The following is a 25,993-nucleotide window of genomic DNA, read 5'->3' as shown; positions in this document are numbered from 1 at the left end:
GCGGCGTATTCCGTCGTCTTTCACGCCGCAGGTGCGTTGGCTGCACCTTCGTACCCCGGTTACTTACTTATGTAAGCTCCCAGGGATACTCAGGTTTGCCGCCTTCCGGCAAAACCGTTGGTTTGACGTAGGTGGAATTGTTCCGTTCACCAGATGAACGGTGGTCACATCAACTCGGTATCACGTGAACGGGAAAAGGGGAAGCCACCGCGCTTCCCCTTTTCAATCCCCCGCGGCCCCGCGGGAAATCGGTGCTTCGCACTGCGCTCACCTCCCGCACATTTGCCTGCGGTCGGGTCGACTCGTGATTACTCGTCCCATCCATGGGACTCGCCCCTTCGGGGCCAGCGTAAGCGCTGTTCAAAATTGCTCCCGGCAATTTTGTCCTGCTCGACTCGCCTCTGGCCGCCATCCATGGCGTCCAGACCTTGTCATCTGCGCTTCGGTTCGCCGATTTCGAGCGGGGAACTTAACCCCATCGCTGCAAGACTGGTGTTAGCAAAAACTGTCTCATTGCTGAAAGGGCGCTGATGCCGGGTAAGCGCCAGCGCCATCCGGCATCGGCGTTATGCAAACATCCACTCCGTTGCCGCCACGCCATTGATCAATAACTGGCGTTTATCTCCCGCAGGCAGCGTCACTTTCAGCGCCTGCCAGGCCGGGCGGTAATCACCGCGGGTGCGCACCTGTAAATCCACGCTGCTGCCGCTGCAAACCATTTCCCATTCCAGCCACAGCGCATTGCCGTCTTTATATCCCCAGGATTCGCCATCATCTTCAAACAACAGACCGCCGGAACGCCCCGTACCTTTTACCGGGAAGAGTCTCAGCTCGCGGGTATCATCCGCTTTGGCATCCACATGGCTAATGCGCTCGCTCATCGGCAATCCGGCACCGGCACGAACCAGTAACGGCAGGGTTTCCAGCGGTGCATCCAGCGTTACCCACTGGCCCGGCGCATACCAGACGCCGCTGTAAAAGTCATACCAGCCGTTGTCATTGGCCGGTAACCACACGCGGCGTTCGCGCTGGCCGGGTTCAACCACGCTGGCGACAAGAATATCGCGGCCGAGCAGGAAGTCGTCGCACTCCTCGAACGTCTGTTGGTCATGTTCGTGATCGAGGAACGTTGGGCGCAACATCGGTTCATCGTCGACGTGCGCCTGCCACAGCAGCGTGTAGAGATAGGGCAACAGGCGGTAGCGCAATTCAATGGCGCTGCGGATCGCTGGTGTAATTGCCGGGTACATCCACGGTTCGTTGACCGTGCGATCGTCGTTCCAGGAGTGGATGGTAAAGCGCGGATGCATCACGCCGTTCTGTACCCAACGAACGAACAGTTCCGCATCCGGTTTATCGCCGGAGAAACCGCCAACATCGTGACCGACGTTATACAACCCGGAAAGGCTCATGCCGACGCCCATCCGCGTGTTGTAACGCAGCGTATCCCAGTTGGTGCGGTTATCTCCGCTCCAGGTCTGCACATAGCGCTGCATCCCGGCGCAGCCGGAACGGGAGATCAGATACGGGCGTTTCTGCGGCGCAAAACGCTGCTGCGCTTCCATCGAGGCGCGCATCATCAGCAGCGGCATCACCGGGCGAATATGTTTGATGGCGATTTCGCGGCCAAAACCCTGGCAGCGCGCTTCGCCGTCCCACACTTCGAATTCATTATTATCGTTCCAGGTGGAATCAATCCCCATCTCCAGCAGTTGCGTGGTCACACCGTCCTGCCACCAGGCAACGGTCTGCGGATTGGTAAAATCGAGATGAGACCCTTCATCGTCCCAGAAGCTGGAACGCTCCGGCGCGTCGTTTTCCGAATCGCGAATAAACAGGCCTTTCTCCGCCACTTCGTTATAGCGCGGGTGATCCTGCAACAGGCAGGGTTTGATATTCGCCGCCAGCTTCAGCCCGGCATCGTGAAACGCCTGGCTCATCACTTTCGGCTGCGGCACTTTGTCGTAGTTCCAGTTAAAGACGTAGCGCTTACCGTTAATTGAGGTATAGCCGGAGGAGAGCTGGAACGAATCGCACGGAATCGCATGTTCTTCGCACAGGCGAATAAAGTTCATCAGCTGATTTTGCGCATCCGGCGCATCGGTGTAATGCATGGTCGAGCCGCTGTAACCGAGGCTCCATTTCGGCCCGAACAGCGTTTTCCCCGTCAGGCGGACAAACGCTTTGGTCACATCCAGTGCGCGTGCGCCGGTAAAAATGTAGTAATCGATATCACCGGCTTCGGCCTGCCAGCGGCGATAAGCGGTGTGGTAGTTATCGATTTCATTGCCCAGATCCAGCCAGCAACTGCTGAGGTTGTCATAAAACAAGCCGTAGCTGATATCGTCCCGGCGCGTCAGGGTAAAGGGAATGTGTTTGTACAGCGGATCGGTGCTGGCGGCGTTATATCCCATTGCATCAAGGTTGCGCATTTCATAGCGCTGGCCGTTACGTTGCAGGTTGCCCGCTTTTTCACCAAGACCGTAAAAGCGCTCCTCTTTTTTACGGCTGAGATAGTGCGCCACGCCGTCGCCGTGCGCGTTCACCAGATAGGCGCTGGTAGGACGATCGCCTGCCAGCCACTGCCACTCGCCCGCCGCATTGCGGTAGTGCCACTCCAGCCACAGCGGCTGGTGGACCGTCACGCGTAGCTGCGCGCTTTCCAGCACCAGCGTGTCGGCCTGCTGAGTCAGCGTCCAGGCGGGCAGGGTGAAGCCCGACACATCTTCGCGCGAACGGCCTTCCCACGGCACATCTTCACGCGGCGCAATACTCCAGGTTCTGTCCAGCGCCAGCTCGCCTTTGCGTTTTAGCAGCACGCGGAACAGATGCTCTTCCAGCACATACAGGCACAAGGTGTGTTGCCCGTCCACCAGCAGCTCAACGTGGTGAGCCGCCTGTTTTTGTAACGTCCAGTTCTTCAGCGTTTTCATTTCAACGATCCACAATCAGGCGCGTTTAGCGCGACGTTCAGCAATAAATGCCACCAGGAACAGAGCGCCAATCAGGTCAAAGAAACCCATGGCAATAAACAGCGGATTGAAACCAATCTTGTCGGCGGTCACGCCGATCAGCAGTGAAAAGAGGAAGCTGGCGATCCACGCCGCCGAGCCGCGCATGCCGTTCACCGTCGCCATTTGCCCTTTATCGAAGGACTCGACCACCAGTGCGCTCAACATGCAGGAGATGATCTGGTGGCCAAAACCACCAATCGAGATCAACACAATGGTGATGTAGGGATCGCGCGTGATGGCGACCACGGCCAGCGAAATCATCAGGAATGCGCCGGTCACGGAACTGGCCACCACCGAGTTCACACGGGTGCAGCCAAACCAGCGGGTATAGAGTTTGGTCAGATAACCGCTCGCCACGCTGCCGAGGTCAGCGGCGAGGAACGGCAGCCAGGCGAACATCGCAATCTGCTTCAGATCCATGCCGTGCTCTTTCGCCAGATAGAGCGGCACCCAGAAACTCAGCACCGCCCATGCCGGTTCCGCCATAAAAGCGGGAATGGCGATACCGTAAAAGCGCTTGTTTTTCGATACGGTTTTCAGCGCAGTAAAGAAGGGGAGTTTCACCGCTGGCGGTTCGTGATCCTGCTGAATAAAGGTCAGTTCGTCCTTGCTCAGGTTCGGGTGTTTATCCGGATTATGGTAAAACGCCCACCACAAAATGACCCACACCAGCGCCAGCACGCCGGTAAACATAAACGCGCCCTGCCAGCCAAACGAGGCATGGGCGAAGTAGATGATCGGCGGCGCCAGCATCGCACCAATCGAGAAGCCGACGCCCGCCCAGCCCGCAGCAACCGGGCGTTCCGCTTTCGGGAACCATTCGCCGATGGTTTTGGCGTTGGCTGGCGTGGCAGCGGCTTCCGATGCGCCCATGGTGAAGCGCAGGATCGCCAGATGCACCCAGTTGGCAGCACCCGCGTGGAAGATACAGGCCAGCGCCCAGATAATGGCGCACACCATAAAGCCGACTTTCAGGCCGATAACATCAATCAGCCAGCCGCACAGCGGCTGAAAAATGGTGTAAGCGAGCTGAAAGGCGCCGACAATCCACGAGTACTGTTCGGTGGTGATACCGAGGCTGCTTTTCAGTTCCGGCGCCAGAATGCCCAGCGAGTTACGGGTGATGTAGTTCACCGTCACACCGAATAAAAACAGCACCAGCATCCACCAGCGTAATTTTTTCACTATCCGGCGGCTCTTGCTGGCCGCCATTTCGTTGTTGATTCCCTGGCTCATTCTTTTCTCCGCACATCGTTTTGTAGGGAAGTCGGGGCGAGTCTTTCAGATTTGTTATACCGAAGTGGTTCGCCAGAAGATTTTTTTCGTTTTTTGCCATCAAAATGCATACAACTAGTATGGAAGTTGTACGACAGGTTTACGTTAGGTGAGAAAAATGTGCCGCTAAAGCGGATTTTGTGCAAGGATTCTCATCAGTGACGGCAGATATGCGGCAAACTCTTATTCATGCCATGAATAACAGGGTTTATGGCTCATGAAAATTTTCCCATTCAGCAAATGGAGCGAGATCACAGAATGGATAAAAAGCTAAAAATCAGTGAAATTGCCCGCCGTACAAACCTGTCTACCAGTACCGTTTCACGCGTGCTGGCCGGTAAAGCAAACACCAGCGAGCAGGCACGAAGCGCGGTGCTCGCCTGCGCCCGTGAGCTGGGCGTGATGGAGGGCATTGCTGCCGGGCGTCTGTTGCTGAATAACCTGGTGGTCTTTGCGCCGCAGCGCGCTTTTGATGAGCGGTCCGACATCTTTTATTACCGCGTGATACAGAGCATCAACAAAGCGCTCGATTCTCACGAAGTACGGCTGCGCTACTGTGCGCTGGAGGAGCTGGACAGCGACGCCGGCACGTTTCTTGGCAGGATGCAGGCTGCGGAAACGCAGGCCGCAATCCTGCTCGGCATTGACGATCCGCACATTCACGATCTGGCAGCAGAGAGCGGCAAACCCTGCGTGCTGATCAACTGCCGCGACAGGCGAATGCGTCTACCGTCGATCGCGCCGGATCACCGCACCATTGGCGAATTTGCCGCACGCTATCTGTTTGATATGGGCCACCGCGACGTGGTGACTGTTATGTGCCTGCGCCGTTACACCATGGATCTGCGGCTGGCGGGGATCAAAGATGCCTGGCTGCATGACAATTTGCGCTTTAACAGCAAGCGCAATTTGATCACGGTTCCCAGTTTCAGCGCCCGCGAAGCGCAGCAGCGGGTGGGCGAGTGGCTGGACGACCCGGCGCATAATGTGCCGCCCACGGCATTTCTCGTCAGTGGGGATTTTATGGCGGAAGGCACGGTGCGCGCGTTGCAGCAGCGCGGTTTGCGTGTGCCGCAGGATATCTCGGTGATGAGTATCGATGCCTTTAACCTGGCGGCGATTCAGGATGTCCCGCTGACAGCGGTGCATGTTCCGCGCGATGAGCTGGGCGTTGAAGCGGTGCATCTGTTACAGCAGCGGTTGATTCGTCCGCAGGCGGCGGTCGGTTCGCTGCTGTTGAACGGCACGCTGGTGGTGCGGGAATCGGTACGGCGGATACGTTCGGGACAGCAACGCACCGCCGTTGAATGGCAGGGGCTATACGACGCTTAAACGTCGATACCCAGCGCACGTTTACCGTGCGCATTCAGATCAGCAAGCGTAAAGCGGCCTGTCCAGTCGCTTTCGTAGTTCTCGCGCGGGAAATCCCCCGGCGATGCGCCTTGCTCCAGCGCCACTTTCACCTTGCGGGCATAAGCGAGGTTCTTCTCGCACAGCGGCGCGGCGGGAATATACATCACGTTCCCCCAGCCCTGCTGGTTTTCCACCGGCGCGACCGAGTGGATAACATCGCAGTGCCACCACACGGAATCGCCCGCGTCCAGCGCTGGTATGCTGCTCAGCGCCTCAATCAGTAGCGGGTGCCACTTCTCTGAAACCGGCAGAACGCGGCCCGGCGCGACGCCGCACAGCTCATCCTCCGGCACATCGTCAAGCAGCGGACGCAGCAGGATATACGCCATCGCTTCCGGGATCGGCACCACGTGCAGCAATCCCTGGCCGGGGATCATGTCCGACAGCGCCGTCCAGCCCTGGAAGGTACGGAATACTGAGCATTTGGTGGTGTTATCCACCGTGTACTCTTCCACCTCGGTGCGATGCGCGGCATCCCACGGATCGTACTCTTCCAGTTTGCCGTTAAACACGCTGGCGAATACGCGCTGGTAAGCGGGCAGCAACCAGCGCTCCAGCGCGCCGGAATCGGTATGCGCGCCGAGCCCTTTTGAGGTGGTACCAGGCGGGCGACGGCGGATGCGATCCGGGTAGATCACGCTGACATCCGGGTCGAACCACTGGCGGCCTTCGCTTTCGAAACGCCACAGGCGATTGAGGAAAGATTGCACTGCCGCCATTTCATTGCTTTGCCGCGCCTGCATTTGCGCCTGCGACCAGTAAATCGGGTAGATTTCCGGGCGCGACGCTTCCAGCGTGCCAAAGAAGCTGTCGCCCGGGCCTTTATACACATCGTCAAAATGGTTGGCGTCGAGATAATCCAGCATTGCGCGATCCCAGCCCAGCGCCCGATCGCGCGGAAAGTGGCCTTTGATCACCGCGCAACCGCGCTGTTTAATCAGCGCCCGCTGCGCGTCGCTAACACGGCCCTGCGCAATATCGGCGTAAGGGATTTGTGGCCAGACCGATTCGCCGCGCGCTTGCAGCGCTTTGATCTCTGCGACACGGGCGGCAATCTGCTCGCTCAGGCGGTTAAAGACGCTTTGCACGTCGCCGATCTGCGCGCGCAGTGTCTGTTTCATCTGACGAATCGACGCTTTGTGATCGGCAGGCAAGGTCTCGCTGGTAAACGTCATGTGAACCTCTCAACTTTCATTCGAAAGAAATTAAACTTACAAGTGATAATCTAAGTTAAAAATAAGTTAATGCAAGTTTAAAAATTTGATGGGCAGCACAAAGGGAGAAAAGAGAGAAGAGCAGGGGAGGAAAAAGCCGGAGCGGGCGCTCCGGCGGGAGATTAGCGGTCGAACGGTGCGGTATTATCGAGCACGGCCTGAATCACGTTCAGCGCGCCCTGATGATTGTTGTCATCGGTCTGATGGCGGGCAATGGCTTTAATGGCATCCCCGGCGTTGCCCATGGCAAAGGAGAACTCCGTCATGCGTAGCATTTCAGCGTCATTACCGCTGTCGCCAATGGTGACGCACTGCTGCGGCGACACGCCCCAGCGTTTCAGCAGGCGGGTAATGCCGTTGGCTTTATGCAGACCGGGGATAATCAAATCAACGAAGCCAAAACCGCTGGTGACCGGCTTCATAATGCCATCAAGCGAGACATGCAGTTCATCAATGAGCTGCGGAATCTCGCTGTCCGGTAAGTTCAGCGAGAACTTAAACAGCGTGTCGTCAATCTTCTGGAAATCGCGCACCGGTTTTAAACGGTAGTAGTGCTTTGACATCAGATCGACAAATTCGGCCGGGGCGTTCTCGCTTACGTAGGCGCTTTCCAGCCCGCAGGCGACAAAGTTCAGGCTGCTGTCTTTTAACAGTTCGCCAATGACGACCTGCGCTTCGTGACGGGTCAGCTCACCGTGGAACAGTTGCTGGCCATGTTCATACACCAGCGCGCCGTTTTCGGCGACGAAACAAATCTTCTCTTTCAGTTCCGGGAAGAAGGAGATCAGCTGGTAATACTGGTTGCCGCTGGCGACCACAAACTCAATACCGCGCTGCTGAAGTTGCTGGAATTGCGCCATAAACCGCGTGCGATCGTACTGCTTGGCGTCATCAAGGAAAGTTCCGTCCATGTCAGTGACGATAACTTTGACGGTCATATACTGCGCTCCTGAATATTTTTGTAACGAGCAATATTCTAGAGACAATGTGAGCTGATGCACAAATTTTATTTCATATGAAAGTTTAACCGTCGTCTTTCGAACCGCAGGTGCGTTGGCTGCGGCGGTGCGCCCCGGTCACTTACTAGTGTAAGCTCCCGGGGACTTACCGCCTTGCCGCCTTCCTGCCATTCGAAATCCATAGGTTAAAGGGGAAGGGAGTACAGGTAGCGGCGTTATGTATATTGCCGGACAAACGCAGCGCTGTCCGGCAATCACCTTACAAAGTGTGTTCGGTACGGGCGATAATGTCGTCCTGCGTATCCGGCGACAGGGCGGTGAAGAACGCTGAATAACCTGCCACGCGCACCACCAAATCGCGGTACTGATCCGGATGTTTTTTCGCTTCCAGCAGCGTCTCGCGCGAAACAATGTTGTACTGAATATGCCAGCCCTTATGCACTTCAAAGAACGTGCGCAGCAGCACCATCAGTTTCTGCTTATCGCTCTCGTTTTCCAGCGTTGCCGGGTTCAGCTTCTGGTTCAACAACACGCCGCCGAGGATCGCTTCGACCGGCAGTTTACCCACCGAACTGATGACCGCCGTCGGGCCGAGATGATCGGTACCGGAAGCGGGACTTGCACCTTCCGCCAGCGGGGTGTGCGCCTTGCGGCCATCCGGCGTTGCCATGGTGGCGGCACCAAACGGCACGTTGGCGGAAATCGACGACGTTCCGGCGTAGTAATTGCCGCCAATCGGGCCGCGGCCGTAGCGCGGATTATGGTACTGCTTCAGTTCGTCGATATAGGTCTGATAGGCGCGCACCAGCAGGTTATCCACGCTGTCATCGTCGTTACCGTATTTCGGCGCGCTGTTCACCAGACGCTGGCGCAGTTGTTCGTGCGTCAGGCCGTCAAAATTCGCCGCCAGCGCATCTGCCAGTTGCTGCTGCCCGATTACGCCCTGATCAAAGACCAGTTTTTTCACCGCAGCCAGGCTGTTGCCGAGGTTGGCGATCCCGACCTGCAAACCGGAAACCCAGTCATACTTCGCGCCGCCCTGTTTGATGCTTTTCGCCCGCTCGATGCAGTCGTCAACCAGCGCCGAGCAGAGAATATCCGGCACGTTCTCTTCCAGCATGGTATCGACGACATACTCGATCTCAATGGATTTACGCGTGTAATAGCGGATCTGCCGATCCCACGCCTGCATCACTTCATCAAATGCCGCAAAGTTACCGGTGGAAAGCGCTTTGCTCTGCGGCAGGAAGATCTTACCGCTGGTGGCGTCGCGACCGCCTTCCAGCGCGGCCAGCATCACGCGGGCAAAATTGATAAAACTCATGCCGGTGCAGCGGTAGCCCCATTTGCCGCCGACCGCGGTTTCGATACAGCCAATCGCGGCATAGTCGTAGGCATCGGCCGTTTCGACGCCCAGTTTGATAAATTCCGGGATCACAATTTCGTCGTTATTGAACGCCGGCATGCCGAAGCCGCAGCGGATCACCTGCACGCAGGCGTCGAGGAAGTCGTTGCTCATCCCGGCGTGGTAACGCACGCTCAGGTTCGGCTGCGTGGAGCGCAGACGACCACAGGATTCGAGGATCGCATACGACAGCGGATTTACCGCATCCTGCGCTGCGCCGTTAATCCACTGCTGCCCGCCGATGGTGACGTTCTGGTACAGCGGGCTACCCGCCGACGCTTTCGAGTGCGAGCCGGAACGGATCTTGTTCACTTCCAGCAGCTTCAACCAGCAACTGTGCAACAGCTCGATGGCATCTTCCCGTTGCAGTGATTGTTGCAGTTCAACATCGCGGCGGTAATAGGGATAGAGATACTGATCCATGCGGCCGAACGAGACCGAGTGGCCGTTGGATTCAATTTGCAAAATCAACTGGATAAAATAGCAAAGCTGCAACGCCTGCCAGAAGGTTTTCGGCGGTTCATGGGCAATAATCAGGCAGTTTTCCGCTATCGCCAGCAGTTCGTCGCGGCGGCTTTGGCGCGTTTCTTCACCCGCCATTTTCCGCGCCAGATCGGCAAAACGCTCAATATGCAGGCTCACGGCCTCAAGCACGATATCGATCGCTTTCAGGAACTGGTCGCCGTGCAGATCGTCAAGCACTGTCAGGTTGATGCGCGTACGGCGTTCGTCCACTTTATGCCGCAGACCATCCAGCCCTTTCTCCAGCAGCAGCGGGAAGTTGACGGCGAGGTGCGCATCGCCGGAGGTCATATTGCCTTCGGCTTTAATAATGCCGGTGTCGAGCAGCGCTTTTTGTTCGTCGGTAAACATACCATAGCAACGATCCTGCACCGTCTGGCCGCGCCACCACGGGCAGATCTCATGCAGTATGCGCTTATTCTCTTCGCTGACGGCAAAACCGGCACCGGGGCGATCCGCCAGTTCGTCGATCTCTTTTTCAATCCACGAAACGGTGTATTCCGGGAAGATCGGCGCGGCGCGAACTTCGCTGGCCTGGTTGCCGATAATCAACTCGTCATGCTTGATCCAGATCGTGCGCTGCGCCAGATGGTGCGCCAGCGCCAGTGCGCGACGTACCGGCAGCGGTTTATCCATATTCTGCTGATAAATCTGAGTGTAATGGCGGGCGCGTTCGGTGCAGACCGGCGGTTTAACAATATGGATCAGCGCCGTTTTATGCGCTTTGATGCGGTCAGTCAGCGTGTTCAGTTGCAGTGTGGTCATGGTGTTATCCTCGTAATGTCGCCGTCAGCCCTTTCTGGCTGGCAAAATCTTCGGCAAACGCCAGCAATTGCGGGGCGTCGAGCGGCTTTTCAGGGGCGGTGTAGGGTTCGCCAAGCAGGTGGTACTTGTTCATGCCCAGCGTGTGATAAGGCAAAAAATGGATGTCGCTGACGTTCAGTTCGTCGGCGGCAAAGGTGGTAATGGCTTTGATTGACGCTTCGTCAGCGTTAAAACCGGGGATCAGCGGCACGCGGATGGTCATCTTTTTCCCCGCCTGCGCCAGCCGTTTCAGGTTATCGAGCACACGTCTGGCCGAACCGCCGGTCCACTGACGAAATAGAGCCTCATCGACGTGCTTCAAATCCGCCAGAAACAGATCAACGTAAGGCAGGGAAGGTTCGATATAGCGCCACGGCACATGCAGGCAGGTTTCCACTGCCGTATGAATACCCTGCTGGTGGCTGCTTTGCAGCAGCGCCTGCGCCAGTTGCGGGTTCATAAACGGTTCGCCGCCGGAAAGGGTGATACCGCCACCGCTGCGCAGGTAAAAGGGTTTATCGCGCAGCACGGCGGCCATGATTTCATCAACGCTTTGCGTTTCGCCGCAGACGCTCAGCGCCTGGGTCGGGCAGCAATCGGTCAGAGCATTAAGCTGCGTATCGTTTAGCTTTTCCCGGTGGATCAGCAAACCGTTCAGCGCACGCTCAATCACCTGCGGCGCGGCCTGCTGACACAAATCGCAGCCTGCAAGGCACAGACGCTCATCAAACAGCAGGTCGCGCGTGCGGGAGCGGCTTTCCGGGTTCTGGCACCAGCGGCAGCTCAGCGAACAGCCCTTCAGAAAGACCACCGTACGAATACCGGGGCCATCATGGGTGGAATAGCGCTGAATATTGAAAATCATAGCCTGCCTCCGTTATTTCATATGAATAGTAAATTACTTTCGAATGAAAGTTATTTTGATGAAGGTCAACTCTTTGGCGGGTTGTTGCGTGATAGCGTTAAAGCATGCGGAAACTCACACTTCAGGTGAAAACGATGGAACTCTATCTTGATACCTCTGATGTCGCGGCAGTGAAGAAACTGGCGCGTATCTTCCCGCTGGCGGGTGTAACCACAAACCCCAGCATTGTCGCCAGCGGCGCTATACCAATTGAGAAACTGTTGCCCGCCTTGCATGAGGCGCTGGACGGCCGCGGGCGGTTGTTTGCCCAGGTGCTGGCGAATGATGCCGACGGTATGGTGGCCGAAGCGCGTAAGCTGCGGGAAATGGTGGCCGATCTGGTGGTGAAAGTACCGGTAACGGCAGAAGGTCTGGCGGCGATTAAGCGCTTAAAAACGGAAGGTATTCCGACGCTCGGCACTGCCGTTTACGGCGCGGCGCAGGGATTGCTGGCGGCGCTGGCGGGCGCGGAGTATATCGCGCCGTATGTTAACCGCGTAGATGCGCAGGGCGGCGACGGAATTCAGACCGTGACAGAGTTACAGCGCCTGCTCACGCTGCATGCGCCGCAGTCGAAAGTGCTGGCGGCGAGCTTTAAAACACCGCGCCAGGCGCTGGATTGCCTGCTGGCGGGCTGTGCATCCATTACGCTGCCGCTGGATGTGGCGCAGCAGATGATTGCTGCTCCGGCGGTAAGTGCGGCAGTCGGGAAGTTTGAACAGGACTGGCTGGCGGCCTTTGGGCGCGTCACGCTCTGAGTAATAAGCCGGCTGGCATCGCGCCATCCGGCAATGACATCAGCCGCCGCATACTTCACAGGTGGGGTTGCGTTGCAGTTTCATTTCGCGGAACTGGCAGGTCATCGCATCATACATCACGATTTTCCCCGCCGCTGACGTGCCATAGTGCGCCAGCACTTTTATCGCTTCCATCGCCTGCAACGAACCAATCACTCCCACTAATGGCGCCATCACACCGGCTTCCACGCAGGTCAGCGCGTTTTCGCCAAACAGGCGGCTCAGACAGCGGTAGCAGGGGGTATTTTCTTGCCAGGTAAAGACGCTGATCTGCCCCTCCATACGAATGGCCGCGCCGGAAACCAGCGGCACTTTATGCTGAAAACAGCCCGCGTTGAGTTGATTGCGAATGGCGACATTATCGGTGCAGTCCAGCACCAGGTCATGGGCGGCAATCTGCGCGAACAGCGACGCTTCATCCAGCAGCGCATTGATGGCGGTGTACTGCACATGCGGATTAATGCGCAGCAGCGATTCGCGGGCGGAATCCACTTTCGCCACGCCAATATCCGCATCGCCGTGCAGCGTCTGGCGTTGCAGATTGGAGAGCGCCACGCTATCGAAATCGAGCAGCGTCATCTGCCCGGCGCCCGCCGCCGCCAGATACTGCGCGGCAGCGCAACCCAGACCGCCCAGGCCGACCACCAGCACGCGGGCAGCTTTTAACCGCTCCTGACCGTCAAAATCAAAACCGCGCAGAATGATCTGCCGGTTGTAGCGCATCATCTCCGCGTCGCTGAGTTCGACCATCTTTAGCCTCCAAAGAGCGGGGTAAACATCTCAACGTCCACCCATTCGCCCGCTTCGACATTGCCGCGCTCGCGCTCCAGCACCACGAAACAGTTGCCCTGGCTGAAGGAGCTGAAAATGTGCGAACCCTGATGTCCGGTACTGCGCACTTCCAGCGAACCATCTTCGCCGCGGCTTACTATGCCGCGCTGGAAATCGAGACGACCGGGTGTCTTTTTCAACCGTTCCACGGCGCGGGCGCGAAAACGCAGCGGCTCGAAAGTAGCCGTATCGCCGCTCAGTTTCGCCAGCAGCGGCTGCACCAGTTGGTAGAAAGTGAGAACAGCGGAAACCGGATTGCCGGGCAGACCGCAGAACCAGCTATGGCTCAGCTTGCCGAAGGCGAAGGGTTTGCCGGGCTTGATCGCCAGCTTCCAGAAGGCGATTTCGCCCAGTTCGTCGAGGATGGTTTTGGTGTAATCGGCTTCGCCTACCGACACGCCGCCGGAGCTAATGACCACATCGGCCTGCTGGTCTGCGGCAATAAAGGTCGCACGCAGTTTTTCCGGATCGTCCGGAATAATGCCGAGGTTAATCACCTCGTAACCCAGTTGCGCCAGCATCAGATGAATAGCCAGGCGGTTGGTGTCATAAATCTGCCCGTCGGCCAGCGGTTGCCCCGGCAGTTGCAGCTCGTCACCGGTAGAGAACAGCGCCACGCGGACTTTGCGCAGCACGGAGACATCTGCAATGCCCAGCGATGCCAGCACCGGCAACTCGGCGGCAGTCAGTTTGGTTCCGGCGCGAAACACCACGGCATCTTTGGTGATATCTTCACCGGCCCTGCGGATGTTCTGATTTTGGCGTACCTCATAGGTAAAGCGGATACCGGCGTCTGTTTGCTCGGTTTGTTCCTGCATCACAACGGCATCGCAACCGGCAGGAATCGGCGCGCCGGTCATAATGCGCACGCAGGTGCCTGCTGGCCACTCGCCTGCGAAAGGCTGTCCGGCAAAGGCTTTGCCCGCCACCGGTAAAGCGCTGCCGCTACTCACATCGGCGATCCGCACGGCATAACCGTCCATCGCCGAGTTATCAAAACCGGGGACATTTAGCGGGGAGATAATATCTTCTGCCACCACGCGGCCAAAGCAGGCGATGAGCGGTAAGGTTTCGCTTTCCGTCAGCGGCGAAATGCGTGACAACATCTGTGACAGGGCCGTCTCCAGTGAGATCAGGCCATTTGATGATTCCATATTTACTGTCCTGCACAATGTGTTAAGGGGCACATTATGGCAGAAAAGGCGAGTCGCCAACACGGCTTGCGGCTACCTCGTTGTAATCACATCGCTTTACATCGTTGTAACGAATTTCTATATTCAGAAATCGTCGGAAACGAAGTGAACCCGGGCAGCACAAATGGTGAAAGCGGTAATCGCAATACATGGCGGGGCGGGAGCGATCGCCCGTGCGCAGATGAGCCAGCAACAGGAGCTGCGATATGTCGAGGCACTCTCTTCGATTGTCGAAACCGGCCAGCGAATGCTGGAGGCGGGCGAAAGCGCGCTGGACGTGGTCACCGAAGCGGTGCGCCTGCTGGAAGAGTGCCCGCTGTTTAACGCCGGGATCGGCGCGGTGTTCACCCGCGATGAAACCCACGAACTTGATGCCTGCGTGATGGATGGCAACACTCTGCACGCCGGGGCCGTCGCAGGCGTCAGCCGCCTGCGTAACCCGGTGCTGGCGGCGCGGCTGGTGATGGAGCAAAGCCCGCACGTATTAATGATTGGCGAAGGGGCGGAGAATTTCGCCTTTTCGCACGGTATTGCCGAGGTTTCGCCGACGATCTTCTCTACGCCGGAGCGTTTCCAGCAACTGTTGCAGGCGCGGGAAAACGGGCAAACGGTGCTCGATCATGGCTCTGCGCCGCTCGATGAGAGCAAAAAATTCGGTACGGTTGGTGCGGTGGCGCTCGATAAACAGGGGAACCTGGCGGCCGCGACCTCTACGGGTGGTATGACCAATAAATTGCCGGGGCGCGTCGGCGACAGCCCGCTGCCGGGCGCCGGGTGTTATGCCAATAACGCCAGTGTAGCGGTCTCCTGTACCGGCACCGGCGAAGTCTTTATCCGCACGCTGGCGGCGTACGATATTGCGGCGCTGATGGACTACGGCGGATTAAGTCTGCACGAGGCCTGCGAAGCGGTGGTGATGGATAAACTCCCGGCGCTCGGCGGCAGCGGCGGGCTGATTGCTATCGATCGTGAAGGCAATGTCGCATTGCCGTTTAACAGCGAAGGGATGTACCGCGCCTGGGGCTATGCCGGCGATGCGCCGAGCGTAGGCATTTATCGTGAATAAGGAGAGTGGGGTGTCGCACGGGGTTGAGACAGATGCCGATGTGGTGCTGGATGTCCGCAATCTGAATATCGGTTTTCGTGATGAAAAAGAGCTGACCCCGGCGGTACGTCACCTCTCATTTTCCCTGAAACGGGGCGAAACGCTGGCTATTGTCGGCGAGTCCGGCTCCGGTAAATCGGTGACGGCGCTGTCGCTGCTGCGCCTGATTGAACAGGCAGGCGGTGAAGTGAGCTGCGATCATATGCGCTTGACGCGGCGCAATCGCCAGAAAGTGGATCTGACCCGCCTCTCTTCGTCGCAGATGCGTAGCGTGCGCGGCGCTGACATTGCGATGATTTTTCAGGAACCGATGACCTCGCTCAACCCGGTCTTTCCGGTTGGCGAGCAGATTGCCGAGTCGATTCGCCTGCACCAGCGGCTGGGGCGTGAAGATGCGATGAATGAAGCGCGGCGCATGCTCGACCTGGTGCGCATTCCGGAGTCGCAGGCTATTTTATCCAGCTTCCCGCATCAGCTTTCCGGCGGCATGCGCCAGCGGGTGATGATTGCTATGGCGCTGTCGTGTCGCCCGGCGGTGCTGATCGCCGACGAGCCGACCACCGCGCTGGATGTCACGATCCAGGCGCAGATCCTGCAACTGATCGCGGTGCTGCAAAAAGAGATGTCGATGGGGGTGATTTTTATCACTCACGATATGGGCGTGGTGGCGGATGTCGCCGACCGGGTTCTGGTGATGAACGATGGCGAAGCGGTGGAGACGGGCACGGTAGATCAGGTTTTCAATGCGCCGTCGCATCCTTATACCAAAGCGCTGCTGGCTGCAGTGCCCAAACTTGGCGCGATGAACGGCAGCAATCTGCCGCGCCGCTTTCCGCTGATTTCCATGAAAAACCCTCAGCATCAGGAAGCGGAAACCGAACAGAATACGGTGGTGCCGGGCGAGCCGATTTTGCAGGTGCGCGATCTGGAAGCGCGCTTTCCGCTGCGCAGCGGCATTCTCAACCGCGTGACCAAAGAGGTACATGCGGTGGAAGGCGTCAGCTTTGATCTCTGGCCGGGCGAAACGCTGTCGCTGGTCGGTGAATCCGGCTGTGGAAAGTCAACCACCGGGCGGGCGCTGCTGCGGCTGGTGGAGAGTCAGGGCGGTTCGATTATCTTTAACGGCCAGCGGATCGACACGTTGCCGGACAGCAAATTGAAACAGGTGCGTCGCGATATTCAGTTTATTTTCCAGGATCCTTATGCTTCGCTGGATCCCCGCCAGACGGTGGGCGATTCGATTATCGAGCCGCTGCGGGTGCACAATTTATTAGCGGAAAAAGAGGGACATCAGCGGATTGAGTGGCTGCTGGAGCGCGTCGGCCTGAAACCGGAGCACGCCTGGCGTTACCCGCATGAGTTTTCCGGCGGCCAGCGGCAGCGCATCTGCATTGCCCGCGCGCTGGCGCTGAATCCGCGCGTGGTAGTGGCGGATGAGTCGGTCTCGGCGCTGGATGTCTCTATCCGCGCGCAGATCATCAATTTATTGCTCGATCTCCAGCGTGAAATGGGGATCGCGTTCCTGTTTATTTCCCACGATATGGCGGTGGTGGAGCGCATCAGCCACCGGGTGGCGGTAATGTACCTTGGGCAGATTGTTGAGATTGGCCCGCGCCGCGCGGTATTCGAAAACCCGCAACACCCCTATACGCGCAAATTAATGTCGGCGGTTCCGGTGGCCGATCCTGCGCATACCCATGCGCAAAGAGTGCTGTTATCTGATGACATGCCCAGCAATATCCGCAAGCGCGGCGAGTCAATGCAACGCGTGCAGTTGCAGAACGTGGGGCCGGGGCACTATGTTGCCCGTTCCACGCCTGGCAGTACGCAGTCCCGTTTTTAACTGAGCAGTGGCAGGGTTATTCAGGAGAGCAACATGACACAATTCGTTTACCGGCAGTGGCGGCTCGTTGCAGGCATGTTGTTCGCGCTGACCGCCACGCAGGCCTTTGCCGCGAAAGACGTGGTGGTTGCGGTCGGCTCCAATTTCACCACGCTCGATCCCTATGATGCCAATGACACGCTGTCGCAGGCGGTAGCAAAATCCTTTTATCAGGGGCTGTTTGGCCTGGATAAAGATATGAAACTGGAAAACGTGCTGGCGCAAAGCTACACAGTTTCTGCCGACGGGCTGATCTACACCATTTTCCTGCGTCAGGGCGTGAAGTTTCAGGATGGAACCGACTTTGATGCCGCAGCCGTTAAGGCCAACCTCGATCGCGCCAGCGATCCGGATAACAGCCTGAAGCGCTACAACCTGTATAAAAATATCGACTTAACCGAGGTGGTGGATCGCTACACGGTAAAAATCATTCTTAAGCAGCCTTTCTCGGCGTTTATCAATATCCTGGCGCATCCGGCAACGGCGATGATCTCTCCGGCGGCGCTAAAAAAGTACGGCAAAGATATCGGTTTTCATCCGGTGGGTACCGGCCCGTATGAACTGGAAGCCTGGAATCAGACCGACTTTGTGAAGGTGAAGAAGTTCGACGGTTACTGGCAGAAAGGGCAGCCGAAACTCGATTCCATCACCTGGCGCCCGGTGGTGGATAACAATACGCGTGCGGCGATGCTGCAAACCGGCGAGGCGCAGTTCGCATTTCCGATCCCTTATGAGCAGGCGGAAGTGCTGAAGAGAAACAGCAAGCTTGAACTGGTCGCCAGCCCGTCGATTATGCAGCGTTACATCAGCATGAACGTCACACAAAAACCGTTTGATAACCCGAAAGTGCGCGAAGCGATTAACTACGCTATCAACCGCCCGGCGCTGGTGAAGGTAGCTTTTGCCGGTTTCGCTACGCCCGCTACCGGCGTGTTGCCGCCGTCGATCCCCTATTCGCAGGCATATCAGCCCTGGCCTTACGATCCGGCAAAAGCCCGCGAGCTGCTGAAAGAGGCGGGTTATCCGCAGGGCTTCAGCACAACGCTATGGTCGTCGCATAACCACAGTACCGCGCAGAAGGTGTTGCAGTTTACCCAGCAGCAACTGGCGCAGGTGGGGATTAAAGTGCAGGTGACCGCGATGGATGCCGGGCAGCGCGCGGCGCAAGTGGAAGCCAAAGGGCAGAAAGAGAGTGGCGTACGCATGTTTTATACCGGTTGGTCGGCCTCAACCGGCGAAGCAGACTGGGGGCTGTCGCCGCTGTTTGCTTCATGGAACTGGCCGCCGACGCAGTTCAACACCGCGTTTTACAGTAACCCACAGGTGGATAAAGATTTTGCCGATGCGCTAAGAACCTTCAGCCCGCAAGAGAAAGAGCGTTTGTACAAACAGGCGCAGGACATCATCTGGCAGGAGGCGCCATGGGTGCCGCTGGTGGTGGAAAAGCTGGTTTCCGCGCATAACAAGAAGCTGACCGGTTTCTATATCATGCCCGATACCGGGTTCAGCTTTGACAATGCTGATTTGGTGAAATAACTGACTCATTCCACCTTACCGGACGGAAGGGGGCATGAGGGAACAAGCGATGCTTAATTATATTATTAAACGCCTGCTGGGCCTGATCCCGACGCTACTGATTGTGGCCGTGCTGGTGTTTTTATTTGTGCATTTACTGCCAGGGGATCCGGCGCGGCTGATTGCCGGGCAGGAGGCTGACGCGCAGGTGATTGAACTGGTGCGCCGCCAGCTTGGGCTGGATCAGCCGCTGTGGTTACAGTTCTGGCACTACATCACCAGCGTGTTGCAGGGGGATTTCGGCATTTCGATGGCGTCCCGCCGCCCGGTAGTGGATGAGATCGCCAGCCGCTTTATGCCGACGCTGCTGCTAACCCTCACCAGCATGTTCTGGGCGATGCTGTTCGGGCTGGGTGCCGGCATTGCCGCCGCCGTGTGGCGCAACCGCTGGCCGGATCATCTGGGAATGGCGCTGGCGGTCACCGGGATCTCATTCCCCGCTTTTGCGCTGGGGATGCTGCTGATGCAAATCTTCTCCGTTGAACTGGGCTGGTTGCCGACCGTGGGCGCCGATAGCTGGCAGCACTATATTTTGCCTTCTTTGACGCTGGGCGCGGCCGTGGCCGCCGTGATGGCGCGCTTCACCCGCGCCTCGTTTGTTGATGTGCTGAATGAGGATTATATGCGCACCGCGCGCGCCAAAGGCGTCAGCGAGCGCTGGGTGATCCTTAAGCACGGTCTGCGTAATGCGATGATCCCGGTCGTCACTATGATGGGGCTGCAATTTGGCTTCCTGCTGGGCGGCTCGATTGTGGTGGAAAAAGTCTTTAACTGGCCGGGGCTGGGGCGTTTGCTGGTGGACTCGGTGGAAATGCGCGACTACCCGGTGATCCAGGCGGAAGTGCTGCTCTTTTCGCTGGAATTTATTCTTATCAACTTGGTGGTTGATGTGCTCTACGCCGCGCTCAACCCTGCTATCAGGTATAAGTAAGGATGCGATTGTTTAACTGGCGCCGACAGGCGATTTTGAACGCCATGCCGGTGGTGAAACCGGGACATGTCCGCACGCCGTGGCATGAGTTCTGGCGACGTTTTTGCCGCCAGCCACTGGCTATGGCCGCCGGGCTGTTTGTGCTGCTGCTGATCCTGCTGGCGGTAATTGCGCCGTGGATTGCTCCCTACGATGCGGAAACCTACTTCGACTATGACCGGCTGAATGAAGGGCCGTCGCTGGTGCACTGGTTCGGCGTCGATTCGCTGGGCCGTGATATCTTCAGCCGCGTGCTGGTTGGCGCGCAGATCTCGCTGGCGGCCGGCCTTTTTGCCGTGCTGATTGGCGCAGCGATTGGTACGGTGCTTGGGTTGCTGGCGGGTTATTACGAAGGCTGGTGGGATCGCCTTATCATGCGCATCTGCGACGTGCTGTTCGCGTTTCCCGGCATTCTGCTGGCGATTGCGGTGGTGGCGGTGATGGGCAGCGGGATGGCGAATGTGATCATTGCCGTGGCCGTCTTCTCGGTGCCCGCTTTTGCCCGCTTGGTGCGCGGCAATACGCTGGTGCTGAAGCAGCAGACGTTTATCGAGTCGGCGCGCAGCATCGGTGCCAGCGATACGGTGATTTTGTTCCACCATATTCTGCCGGGAACGGTGTCGTCGATTGTGGTCTATTTCACCATGCGTATCGGCACCTCGATTATCTCTGCCGCTAGCCTGTCGTTCCTCGGAATGGGCGCGCAACCGCCGACGCCGGAGTGGGGCGCGATGCTCAACGAAGCACGTGCGGATATGGTGATTGCCCCACATGTGGCGCTGTTTCCATCGCTGGCGATTTTTCTGACGGTGCTGGCGTTTAACCTGTTCGGCGACGGCCTGCGCGACGCGCTGGATCCGAAGATTAAAGGGTAAGGCCGATCTCTATTGCCGGATGGCGGCGTCGGCTTATTTGATCTGGGGAAATGGTACAGCAGAAACAAAAAACCCGGCATAGTAGCCGGGTTTTTATGGCATTAAACGCGGGAACCCCACAGGTCGTACTCGTCGGCGTTTTCCACTTTCACGCGGATCACATCGCCCGGTTTGACACGGGTTTCACCGTTCAGGTACACCGCGCCGTCGATCTCAGGCGCATCTGCCATGCTGCGGCCAATCGCGCCTTCTTCATCCACTTCATCAATGATGACGAGAATTTCGCGGCCGATTTTTTCCTGCAAACGTTCCGCCGAGATCTGCTGTTGCAACTGCATAAAGCGGTTCCAGCGCTCCTCTTTGACCTCTTCCGGCACCTGATCCGCCAGCTCGTTGGCCGTTGCGCCTTCCACCGGGCTGTATTTGAAGCAGCCGACGCGATCCAGGCGCGCTTCTTTCAGGAAATCCAGCAGCATCTGGAAATCTTCTTCGGTTTCACCAGGGAAGCCGACGATAAAGGTGGAGCGCAGGGTCAGCTCCGGGCAAATCTCACGCCACTGTTTGATGCGCGCTAACTGACGATCGACCGAACCCGGGCGCTTCATCAGCTTGAGAATGCGTGGGCTGGCGTGTTGCAGCGGGATATCCAGGTACGGCAGGATTTTGCCTTCCGCCATCAGCGGAATGACATCATCAACGTGCGGATACGGATAAACGTAATGCAGACGCGTCCAGATGCCGAGCTTCGCCAGTTGCTCGCACAGGCCGACCATACTGGTTTTCACCGGCTCGCCGTTATGGAAGCCCATGCGATGCTTCACATCCACGCCATAAGCGGAAGTATCCTGCGAGATCACCAGCAGCTCTTTCACGCCCGCATCGACCAGACGTTTGGCTTCGGCCAGCACATCGCCAATCGGACGGCTCACCAGATCGCCACGCATCGACGGGATGATGCAGAAGGTGCAACGGTGGTTACAGCCTTCGGAAATTTTCAGATACGCGTAGTGACGCGGCGTCAGTTTTACGCCCTGTTCCGGCACCAGGCTGATAAACGGGTTGTGTTTCGGTTTCGGCACATAGTGATGAACATGGGACAGCACCTGCTCATAGCTGTGCGGCCCGGTGATTTCCAGCACCTTCGGATGCACTTCGCGAATTTGATCTTCTTTCGCGCCCAGGCAACCGGTGACAATAACTTTGCCGTTTTCGTTCAGCGCTTCGCCGATGACTTCCAGCGACTCTTGCACCGCGCTGTCGATAAAGCCGCAGGTATTGACGATAACCATATCGGCGTCGTCATAGCTCTGGACAACGTCGTAACCTTCGGTGCGCAGCTCGGTAAGGATGCGCTCGGAATCGACCAGGTTTTTCGGACACCCTAACGATATAAAACCAATCTTAGACATTTTTTATACTGTACATTGCTCGGAATCGGGGGATTATACATATGCCTCAACGGTACAGCTATATCTGCTGGTTATCGAAAAGGCCGCATAAAAGGGTTAACCGGGCGTTTGTTTTACGCGCCGAATGGAACTTATTGAAATTGAAGATCCCCGGCGGGCGCTGTTCGCTCGAAGAACACAATAAAAGATCATCTGATGGGGCCGGGCGATGGTGTACGGGTGGCGGCGCAGCGACACCCGTCGTGATTTTACCTTTCATGTAATGCATCTGCTCTGGCGCGCAAGAGCGGTTTTAACAGGTACTGAAGAATGGTGCGCTTACCCGTAATAATATCGACCGAAGCCACCATACCCGGAATGATTAATAACGGTTTATCGTCAGTGCCAAGATGGTTTTTATCGGTGCGCAGACGAATAACATAGAAACTATTCCCATCCTTATCTGTCACCGTATCCGGGCTTATCTGCACCAGTTTGGCAGGCAGACCACCGTAAATGGTGTAATCGTAAGCGGAGAATTTCACCATCGCTTCCTGCCCCGGATGGATAAAGGCAATATCCTGCGGGCGAATTTTTGCCTCAATCAGCAATGTGTCATCCAGCGGTACGATTTCAACCATATCATTTCCTGGCTGAATAACGCCGCCAATGGTGTTGACCATGACCTGCTGCACAATCCCCCGTACCGGTGAGACGACCATGGTGCGATTGACCCGGTCTTCAATCGCTTTGTTGGTTGCTTCGGCTTTGCTGAGATCGGTACGAGCCTGATTCAGTTGAGTGAGTGCGTCGCTGCGGGTATTGTCCAGCGTCTCTTTGATTTTGCTTTCTATCTCTTTTACCGCGGCTACCGCACCCGGTATCGCCACTGTTGTGGTGTCCAGTTGCCCGCGCGTCTCCACTTCTGTTCGCTGGAGTCGCAACACTTCCACGCGGGAGATCGCGCCTTTGCTGATTAACGGGACAGAAAGGCTGATCTCCTGTTGCAACAATTGCAGGCTTTTCCGGTACTGCCCGGCTTTGGCCTGCATATCAAGCAGTTCCTGTTTTTTTTGCACCAGCTGTTCATTCAGCCCCGCGATAGCGCTGTTGACGCGGTTATTAATGCTGGTAAACAGTTCCATTTCGCCTTTGGCGATATCCGGCGCATCTTTAACAATATCGGGTGACAACGTCAGCGTTGTGTCGCCATTCGTCTGGGCTGTCAGGCGCTCTACGCGCGCCCGCAATGCCAAACGATCGGCACCGGTTTCCTCGGCATTCGAACGAAAACGGGTATCATCGAGCCGAATGAGCGGCGCACCGGCATTCACAATATCGCCATCGCGCACGTAGACCTGAGCGACAATCCCGCCCTCCAGGTTTTGAATTTTTTGCAGACGAGCAGAGGGAATCGCCCGGCCTTCTCCGCGCGCCACTTCATCAATATCGGCGAGGGCCGACCAGAAAAACATGCAGATAAAAAAGGCAAATATTGCCCACAGCGTGATACGCATAACGCGCGGTGAGTCATCGATTACCGCCTGATTGACTTCATTAATGGCGATTGGGCTGGATTTTCTGTCGCCGAAAAGCCAGCCCATCAGGCGGCTAAGCATGTCAACGATTCGCATGGATTTGCCCCTTTTTCAGAGCACTCATCACACTCTCTTTCGGACCATCGGCAATGATTTTGCCGTTATCGAGAATGATGAGTCGTTCAACCAGTGACAGTAATGAAGCGCGGTGGGTCACCAATAACAGCGTTTTATCGGCTACCACCGGCATCAAGGCTTTTTTGATCAGTTCTTCGCTCGTGTTATCCATTGAGCTGGTCGGTTCATCCATCAACAAAATGGGGGGATTGAGCAGCAGCGCGCGGGCCAGCGCCACCGCCTGGCGCTGACCGCCGGAAAGGTTCATTCCACGCTCGCCCACACGCATGTTATAGCCCGAGGGATGGCGACGCGCGAACTCATGCACGCCGGTGATTGTAGCCACCCGCAGCATCGCTTCTTCATCCATATAGCTGGCGCCATACAGCAAGTTGTCGCGCAACGTGCCGCTAAATAAATGAATATCCTGCGGCGCATAGCCAATGTTGTGGCGCAGCTCATGCACATCCAACTGCCGGGCATCGATATCGTCAATCAATATGCTGCCTGCATCCGGCTGGTAGAAGCCGACCAGCAATTTTGCCAGCGAGCTTTTGCCGGAACCGCTGCGGCCAATAATGCCGATTTTTTCGCCCGGCTTGATAGTCAGAGAAATATTATTCAGCGATGTATATTGGTTGGATGGATAGTGAAACGTGACATCGCGGAACTCAATCGCGCCAGAGAGTTTCTCGCGTTTTAACGGAACCTCATCGTCGTGGACTTCCTGCTCCAGATCCATCATGCGATCCACCGTTTCTTTGGTGGTTTTTGCCCGTTGATAACGGGTAATCAGCCCGCAAAGCTGCCCGACAGGCATCATGGCGCGGCGATGCAGTAAGTAGCAGGCAACCAGGCCGCCCTGGGTGAGATTACCGCTGATAATGACATAAACCCCGGCGACGATAATCGCCACTCCGCTGGCCTGCTGCACCCACGAGGTAAAGTTAACCGCGACGAACGAGAGCGATTTCACCTTCAATTCCATTTTACTGAGCTGACCAATAATCTGTTCCCACTGATACTGGCGTTCGCTTTGCGCGTTATTCACTTTGATGGCATCAAGCCCGGTCAGGGTTTCGACCAGCATGGCCTGACGCTCGCTGGACAAGCGGAACGTTTTTTGGACTCTGGACATCAACGGGCGCTGGAGCAGCCAGTTACCCACCAACGCAACCGGGTAGGCGACCAGCGGAATAAAAACCAGCGGGCCGCCGATGATGCCGATGACCAGTACAATGAGCAGGGTGAAAGGAAAGTCGATCATCCCGGTCAGCGTCAGCGAGGAGAGAAAATCGCGCACTGACTGATACTCCTGGAAATTTTGCGCAAAGCTTCCGACGCGCGGCGGGCGAAGCTTCATCTTCATGCCCAGCATGCGTTCAAATAGCGCCGCAGAAACGATCAGATCCGTTTTTTTACCCGCTAAATCCAGACACATGCCGCGCAATATTTTCAGAATAAAATCAAAAAAGTAGGCAATGGTAATGCCAATTGCCAGCACCCATAACGTCACCGTCGCCTGATTGGGTACGACGCGATCATAGACGTTCATAACGAACAGTGGAGCGGCCAGTGCGATGATATTAACCAGCAGACTGGCAATCACCGCATCGATATAGAGAAACTTCGAGAGTTTCAGCGTATCCTGGAACCAGTTTTTGGTACGCGGAATCTTCGCCGTCGCTTGTGTATCGTATTCATGCTGCGGCTGGAGAAAGATCGCGACACCGCTGTAATCCTCCTCCAGTTCTTCGCGCGTCAGGGTAATTTCCCCACCTTCCGTTTCACTCGGTAACAGCCGCGCCTTTTCTCCGTCCCAGGCGACCAGCACGGCAGCCTGGTTGTTTTTCAGCAGCAGGATCGCCGGTAATGAGTGGGAAGAGATAGTCTGAAGCGGGCGCTGGAGCGTTCTCGCTTTCAAATCGACCCGTGCCGCCGCGCGCGGAAAAATGCTGAGGATCAGCGTATGGTTTTTTAGCGGCAGCCCGGACGTTAAGGCGTGACGCGACGTAGTGATGTTGTGCAGCGTGCAGACAATCATCAGGCAATCCAGTAAAGGATCGTCATGTGTCTGTCGTGGATCGCTCCTGAGAATCTCATTAGACGAATCAGTGTTATCTTGAGAATCATCATGTTGCGTCATATTCTGACCTCTCAAACCAGCGGTAAATCTGCTATGCGGAGAACCAATAAGGGAATATTCCATCCG

18 protein-coding genes are annotated in these 25,993 nt (G+C 56.9%); 7 read left to right on the top strand and 11 right to left on the bottom strand.

Going from position 1 to position 25,993, the window contains the following annotated elements; genetic code table 11:
* Window positions 1-566: 566 nt before the first annotated feature.
* On the bottom strand, window positions 567-2,933 hold the full coding sequence (locus DK872_RS03240) for a TIM-barrel domain-containing protein (RefSeq protein WP_007374017.1): 2,367 nt from the start codon (window positions 2,931-2,933) through the stop codon (window positions 567-569).
* Between the two features lie 15 nt (window positions 2,934-2,948).
* On the bottom strand, window positions 2,949-4,250 hold the full coding sequence (locus DK872_RS03235) for an MFS transporter (RefSeq protein ID WP_007374018.1): 1,302 nt from the start codon (window positions 4,248-4,250) through the stop codon (window positions 2,949-2,951).
* Window positions 4,251-4,547: 297 nt separating this feature from the next.
* On the opposite strand from DK872_RS03235, the gene DK872_RS03230 reads away from it, so the two are divergent.
* Window positions 4,548-5,621, top strand: a complete 1,074-nt coding sequence (locus DK872_RS03230; RefSeq protein ID WP_007374019.1) for a LacI family DNA-binding transcriptional regulator — start codon at window positions 4,548-4,550, stop codon at window positions 5,619-5,621.
* Here the strand turns inward: DK872_RS03230 and DK872_RS03225 are convergent.
* The 4 genes from DK872_RS03225 to DK872_RS03210 form a co-directional block, all read right to left on the bottom strand.
* On the bottom strand, window positions 5,618-6,877 hold the full coding sequence (locus DK872_RS03225; protein ID WP_035885910.1) for a DUF1479 domain-containing protein: 1,260 nt from the start codon (window positions 6,875-6,877) through the stop codon (window positions 5,618-5,620). The two genes, DK872_RS03230 and DK872_RS03225, sit on opposite strands and share 4 nt — an antisense overlap.
* A gap of 161 nt (window positions 6,878-7,038) precedes the next feature.
* Window positions 7,039-7,854 carry a Cof-type HAD-IIB family hydrolase gene (locus DK872_RS03220; RefSeq protein WP_007374021.1) on the bottom strand — a complete coding sequence of 272 codons (816 nt, stop codon included), beginning with the start codon at window positions 7,852-7,854 and terminating at the stop codon, window positions 7,039-7,041.
* A gap of 280 nt (window positions 7,855-8,134) precedes the next feature.
* Complete coding sequence (locus DK872_RS03215; protein WP_007374022.1) at window positions 8,135-10,567, bottom strand: formate C-acetyltransferase/glycerol dehydratase family glycyl radical enzyme; 2,433 nt, start codon at window positions 10,565-10,567, stop codon at window positions 8,135-8,137.
* Window positions 10,568-10,571: 4 nt separating this feature from the next.
* Window positions 10,572-11,471: a glycyl-radical enzyme activating protein gene (locus DK872_RS03210; RefSeq protein WP_035885908.1), complete on the bottom strand. Its 900-nt coding sequence runs from the start codon at window positions 11,469-11,471 to the stop codon at window positions 10,572-10,574.
* Window positions 11,472-11,605: 134 nt separating this feature from the next.
* Between DK872_RS03210 and fsa the strand changes: the two genes are divergently transcribed.
* Window positions 11,606-12,268 (top strand): fructose-6-phosphate aldolase, encoded by a 663-nt coding sequence (gene fsa, locus DK872_RS03205; protein ID WP_007374024.1) that lies wholly within the window; start codon window positions 11,606-11,608, stop codon window positions 12,266-12,268.
* A 39-nt stretch (window positions 12,269-12,307) separates the two neighbouring features.
* On the opposite strand, the gene moeB is transcribed toward fsa, so the two are convergent.
* Together moeB and moeA are read right to left on the bottom strand one after the other, a co-directional pair.
* Window positions 12,308-13,057 carry a molybdopterin-synthase adenylyltransferase MoeB gene (moeB, locus tag DK872_RS03200; protein ID WP_161518027.1) on the bottom strand — a complete coding sequence of 250 codons (750 nt, stop codon included), beginning with the start codon at window positions 13,055-13,057 and terminating at the stop codon, window positions 12,308-12,310.
* 2 nt (window positions 13,058-13,059) lie between these two features.
* Complete coding sequence (gene moeA, locus DK872_RS03195) at window positions 13,060-14,292, bottom strand: molybdopterin molybdotransferase MoeA (RefSeq protein ID WP_079518189.1); 1,233 nt, start codon at window positions 14,290-14,292, stop codon at window positions 13,060-13,062.
* A gap of 163 nt (window positions 14,293-14,455) precedes the next feature.
* Here moeA and iaaA point away from each other — a divergent pair, with 163 nt between their 5' ends.
* Genes iaaA through gsiD form a run of 5 tightly spaced genes read left to right on the top strand, consistent with a single transcriptional unit; the run spans window position 14,456 to window position 20,738 of the window.
* Window positions 14,456-15,397, top strand: coding sequence for a beta-aspartyl-peptidase (gene iaaA, locus DK872_RS03190; RefSeq protein WP_072438504.1), 942 nt, complete (start codon window positions 14,456-14,458; stop codon window positions 15,395-15,397).
* A 10-nt stretch (window positions 15,398-15,407) separates the two neighbouring features.
* On the top strand, window positions 15,408-17,279 hold the full coding sequence (gsiA, locus tag DK872_RS03185; protein WP_007374028.1) for a glutathione ABC transporter ATP-binding protein GsiA: 1,872 nt from the start codon (window positions 15,408-15,410) through the stop codon (window positions 17,277-17,279).
* Window positions 17,280-17,312: 33 nt separating this feature from the next.
* On the top strand, window positions 17,313-18,854 hold the full coding sequence (gsiB, locus tag DK872_RS03180) for a glutathione ABC transporter substrate-binding protein GsiB (RefSeq protein WP_007374029.1): 1,542 nt from the start codon (window positions 17,313-17,315) through the stop codon (window positions 18,852-18,854).
* A 49-nt stretch (window positions 18,855-18,903) separates the two neighbouring features.
* Complete coding sequence (gene gsiC / locus DK872_RS03175; protein WP_007374030.1) at window positions 18,904-19,824, top strand: glutathione ABC transporter permease GsiC; 921 nt, start codon at window positions 18,904-18,906, stop codon at window positions 19,822-19,824.
* A 2-nt stretch (window positions 19,825-19,826) separates the two neighbouring features.
* Window positions 19,827-20,738: a glutathione ABC transporter permease GsiD gene (gene gsiD, locus DK872_RS03170; protein WP_007374031.1), complete on the top strand. Its 912-nt coding sequence runs from the start codon at window positions 19,827-19,829 to the stop codon at window positions 20,736-20,738.
* A gap of 101 nt (window positions 20,739-20,839) precedes the next feature.
* Here gsiD and rimO read toward each other — a convergent pair whose 3' ends face one another.
* The 3 genes from rimO to DK872_RS03155 all read right to left on the bottom strand — a co-directional run bounded on the left by rimO (window position 20,840) and on the right by DK872_RS03155 (window position 25,927).
* Entirely contained in the window at window positions 20,840-22,147 is a 1,308-nt protein-coding gene (gene rimO / locus DK872_RS03165; protein ID WP_035885906.1) for a 30S ribosomal protein S12 methylthiotransferase RimO, read from the bottom strand.
* A gap of 248 nt (window positions 22,148-22,395) precedes the next feature.
* Window positions 22,396-23,760 carry an HlyD family type I secretion periplasmic adaptor subunit gene (locus DK872_RS03160; protein WP_035943230.1) on the bottom strand — a complete coding sequence of 455 codons (1,365 nt, stop codon included), beginning with the start codon at window positions 23,758-23,760 and terminating at the stop codon, window positions 22,396-22,398.
* On the bottom strand, window positions 23,747-25,927 hold the full coding sequence (locus DK872_RS03155) for a type I secretion system permease/ATPase (protein ID WP_035886073.1): 2,181 nt from the start codon (window positions 25,925-25,927) through the stop codon (window positions 23,747-23,749). Before DK872_RS03155 ends, DK872_RS03160 begins: the two co-directional genes overlap by 14 nt.
* Window positions 25,928-25,993: the final 66 nt, after the last annotated feature.

Origin of the sequence: Kosakonia sp. MH5 (assembly GCF_009935945.1) — a bacterium.
Classification (GTDB): domain Bacteria; phylum Pseudomonadota; class Gammaproteobacteria; order Enterobacterales; family Enterobacteriaceae; genus Kosakonia; species Kosakonia radicincitans.
Note: the sequence above shows the minus strand (reverse complement) of the source record. Positions and strands in the feature narration are given on the sequence as shown.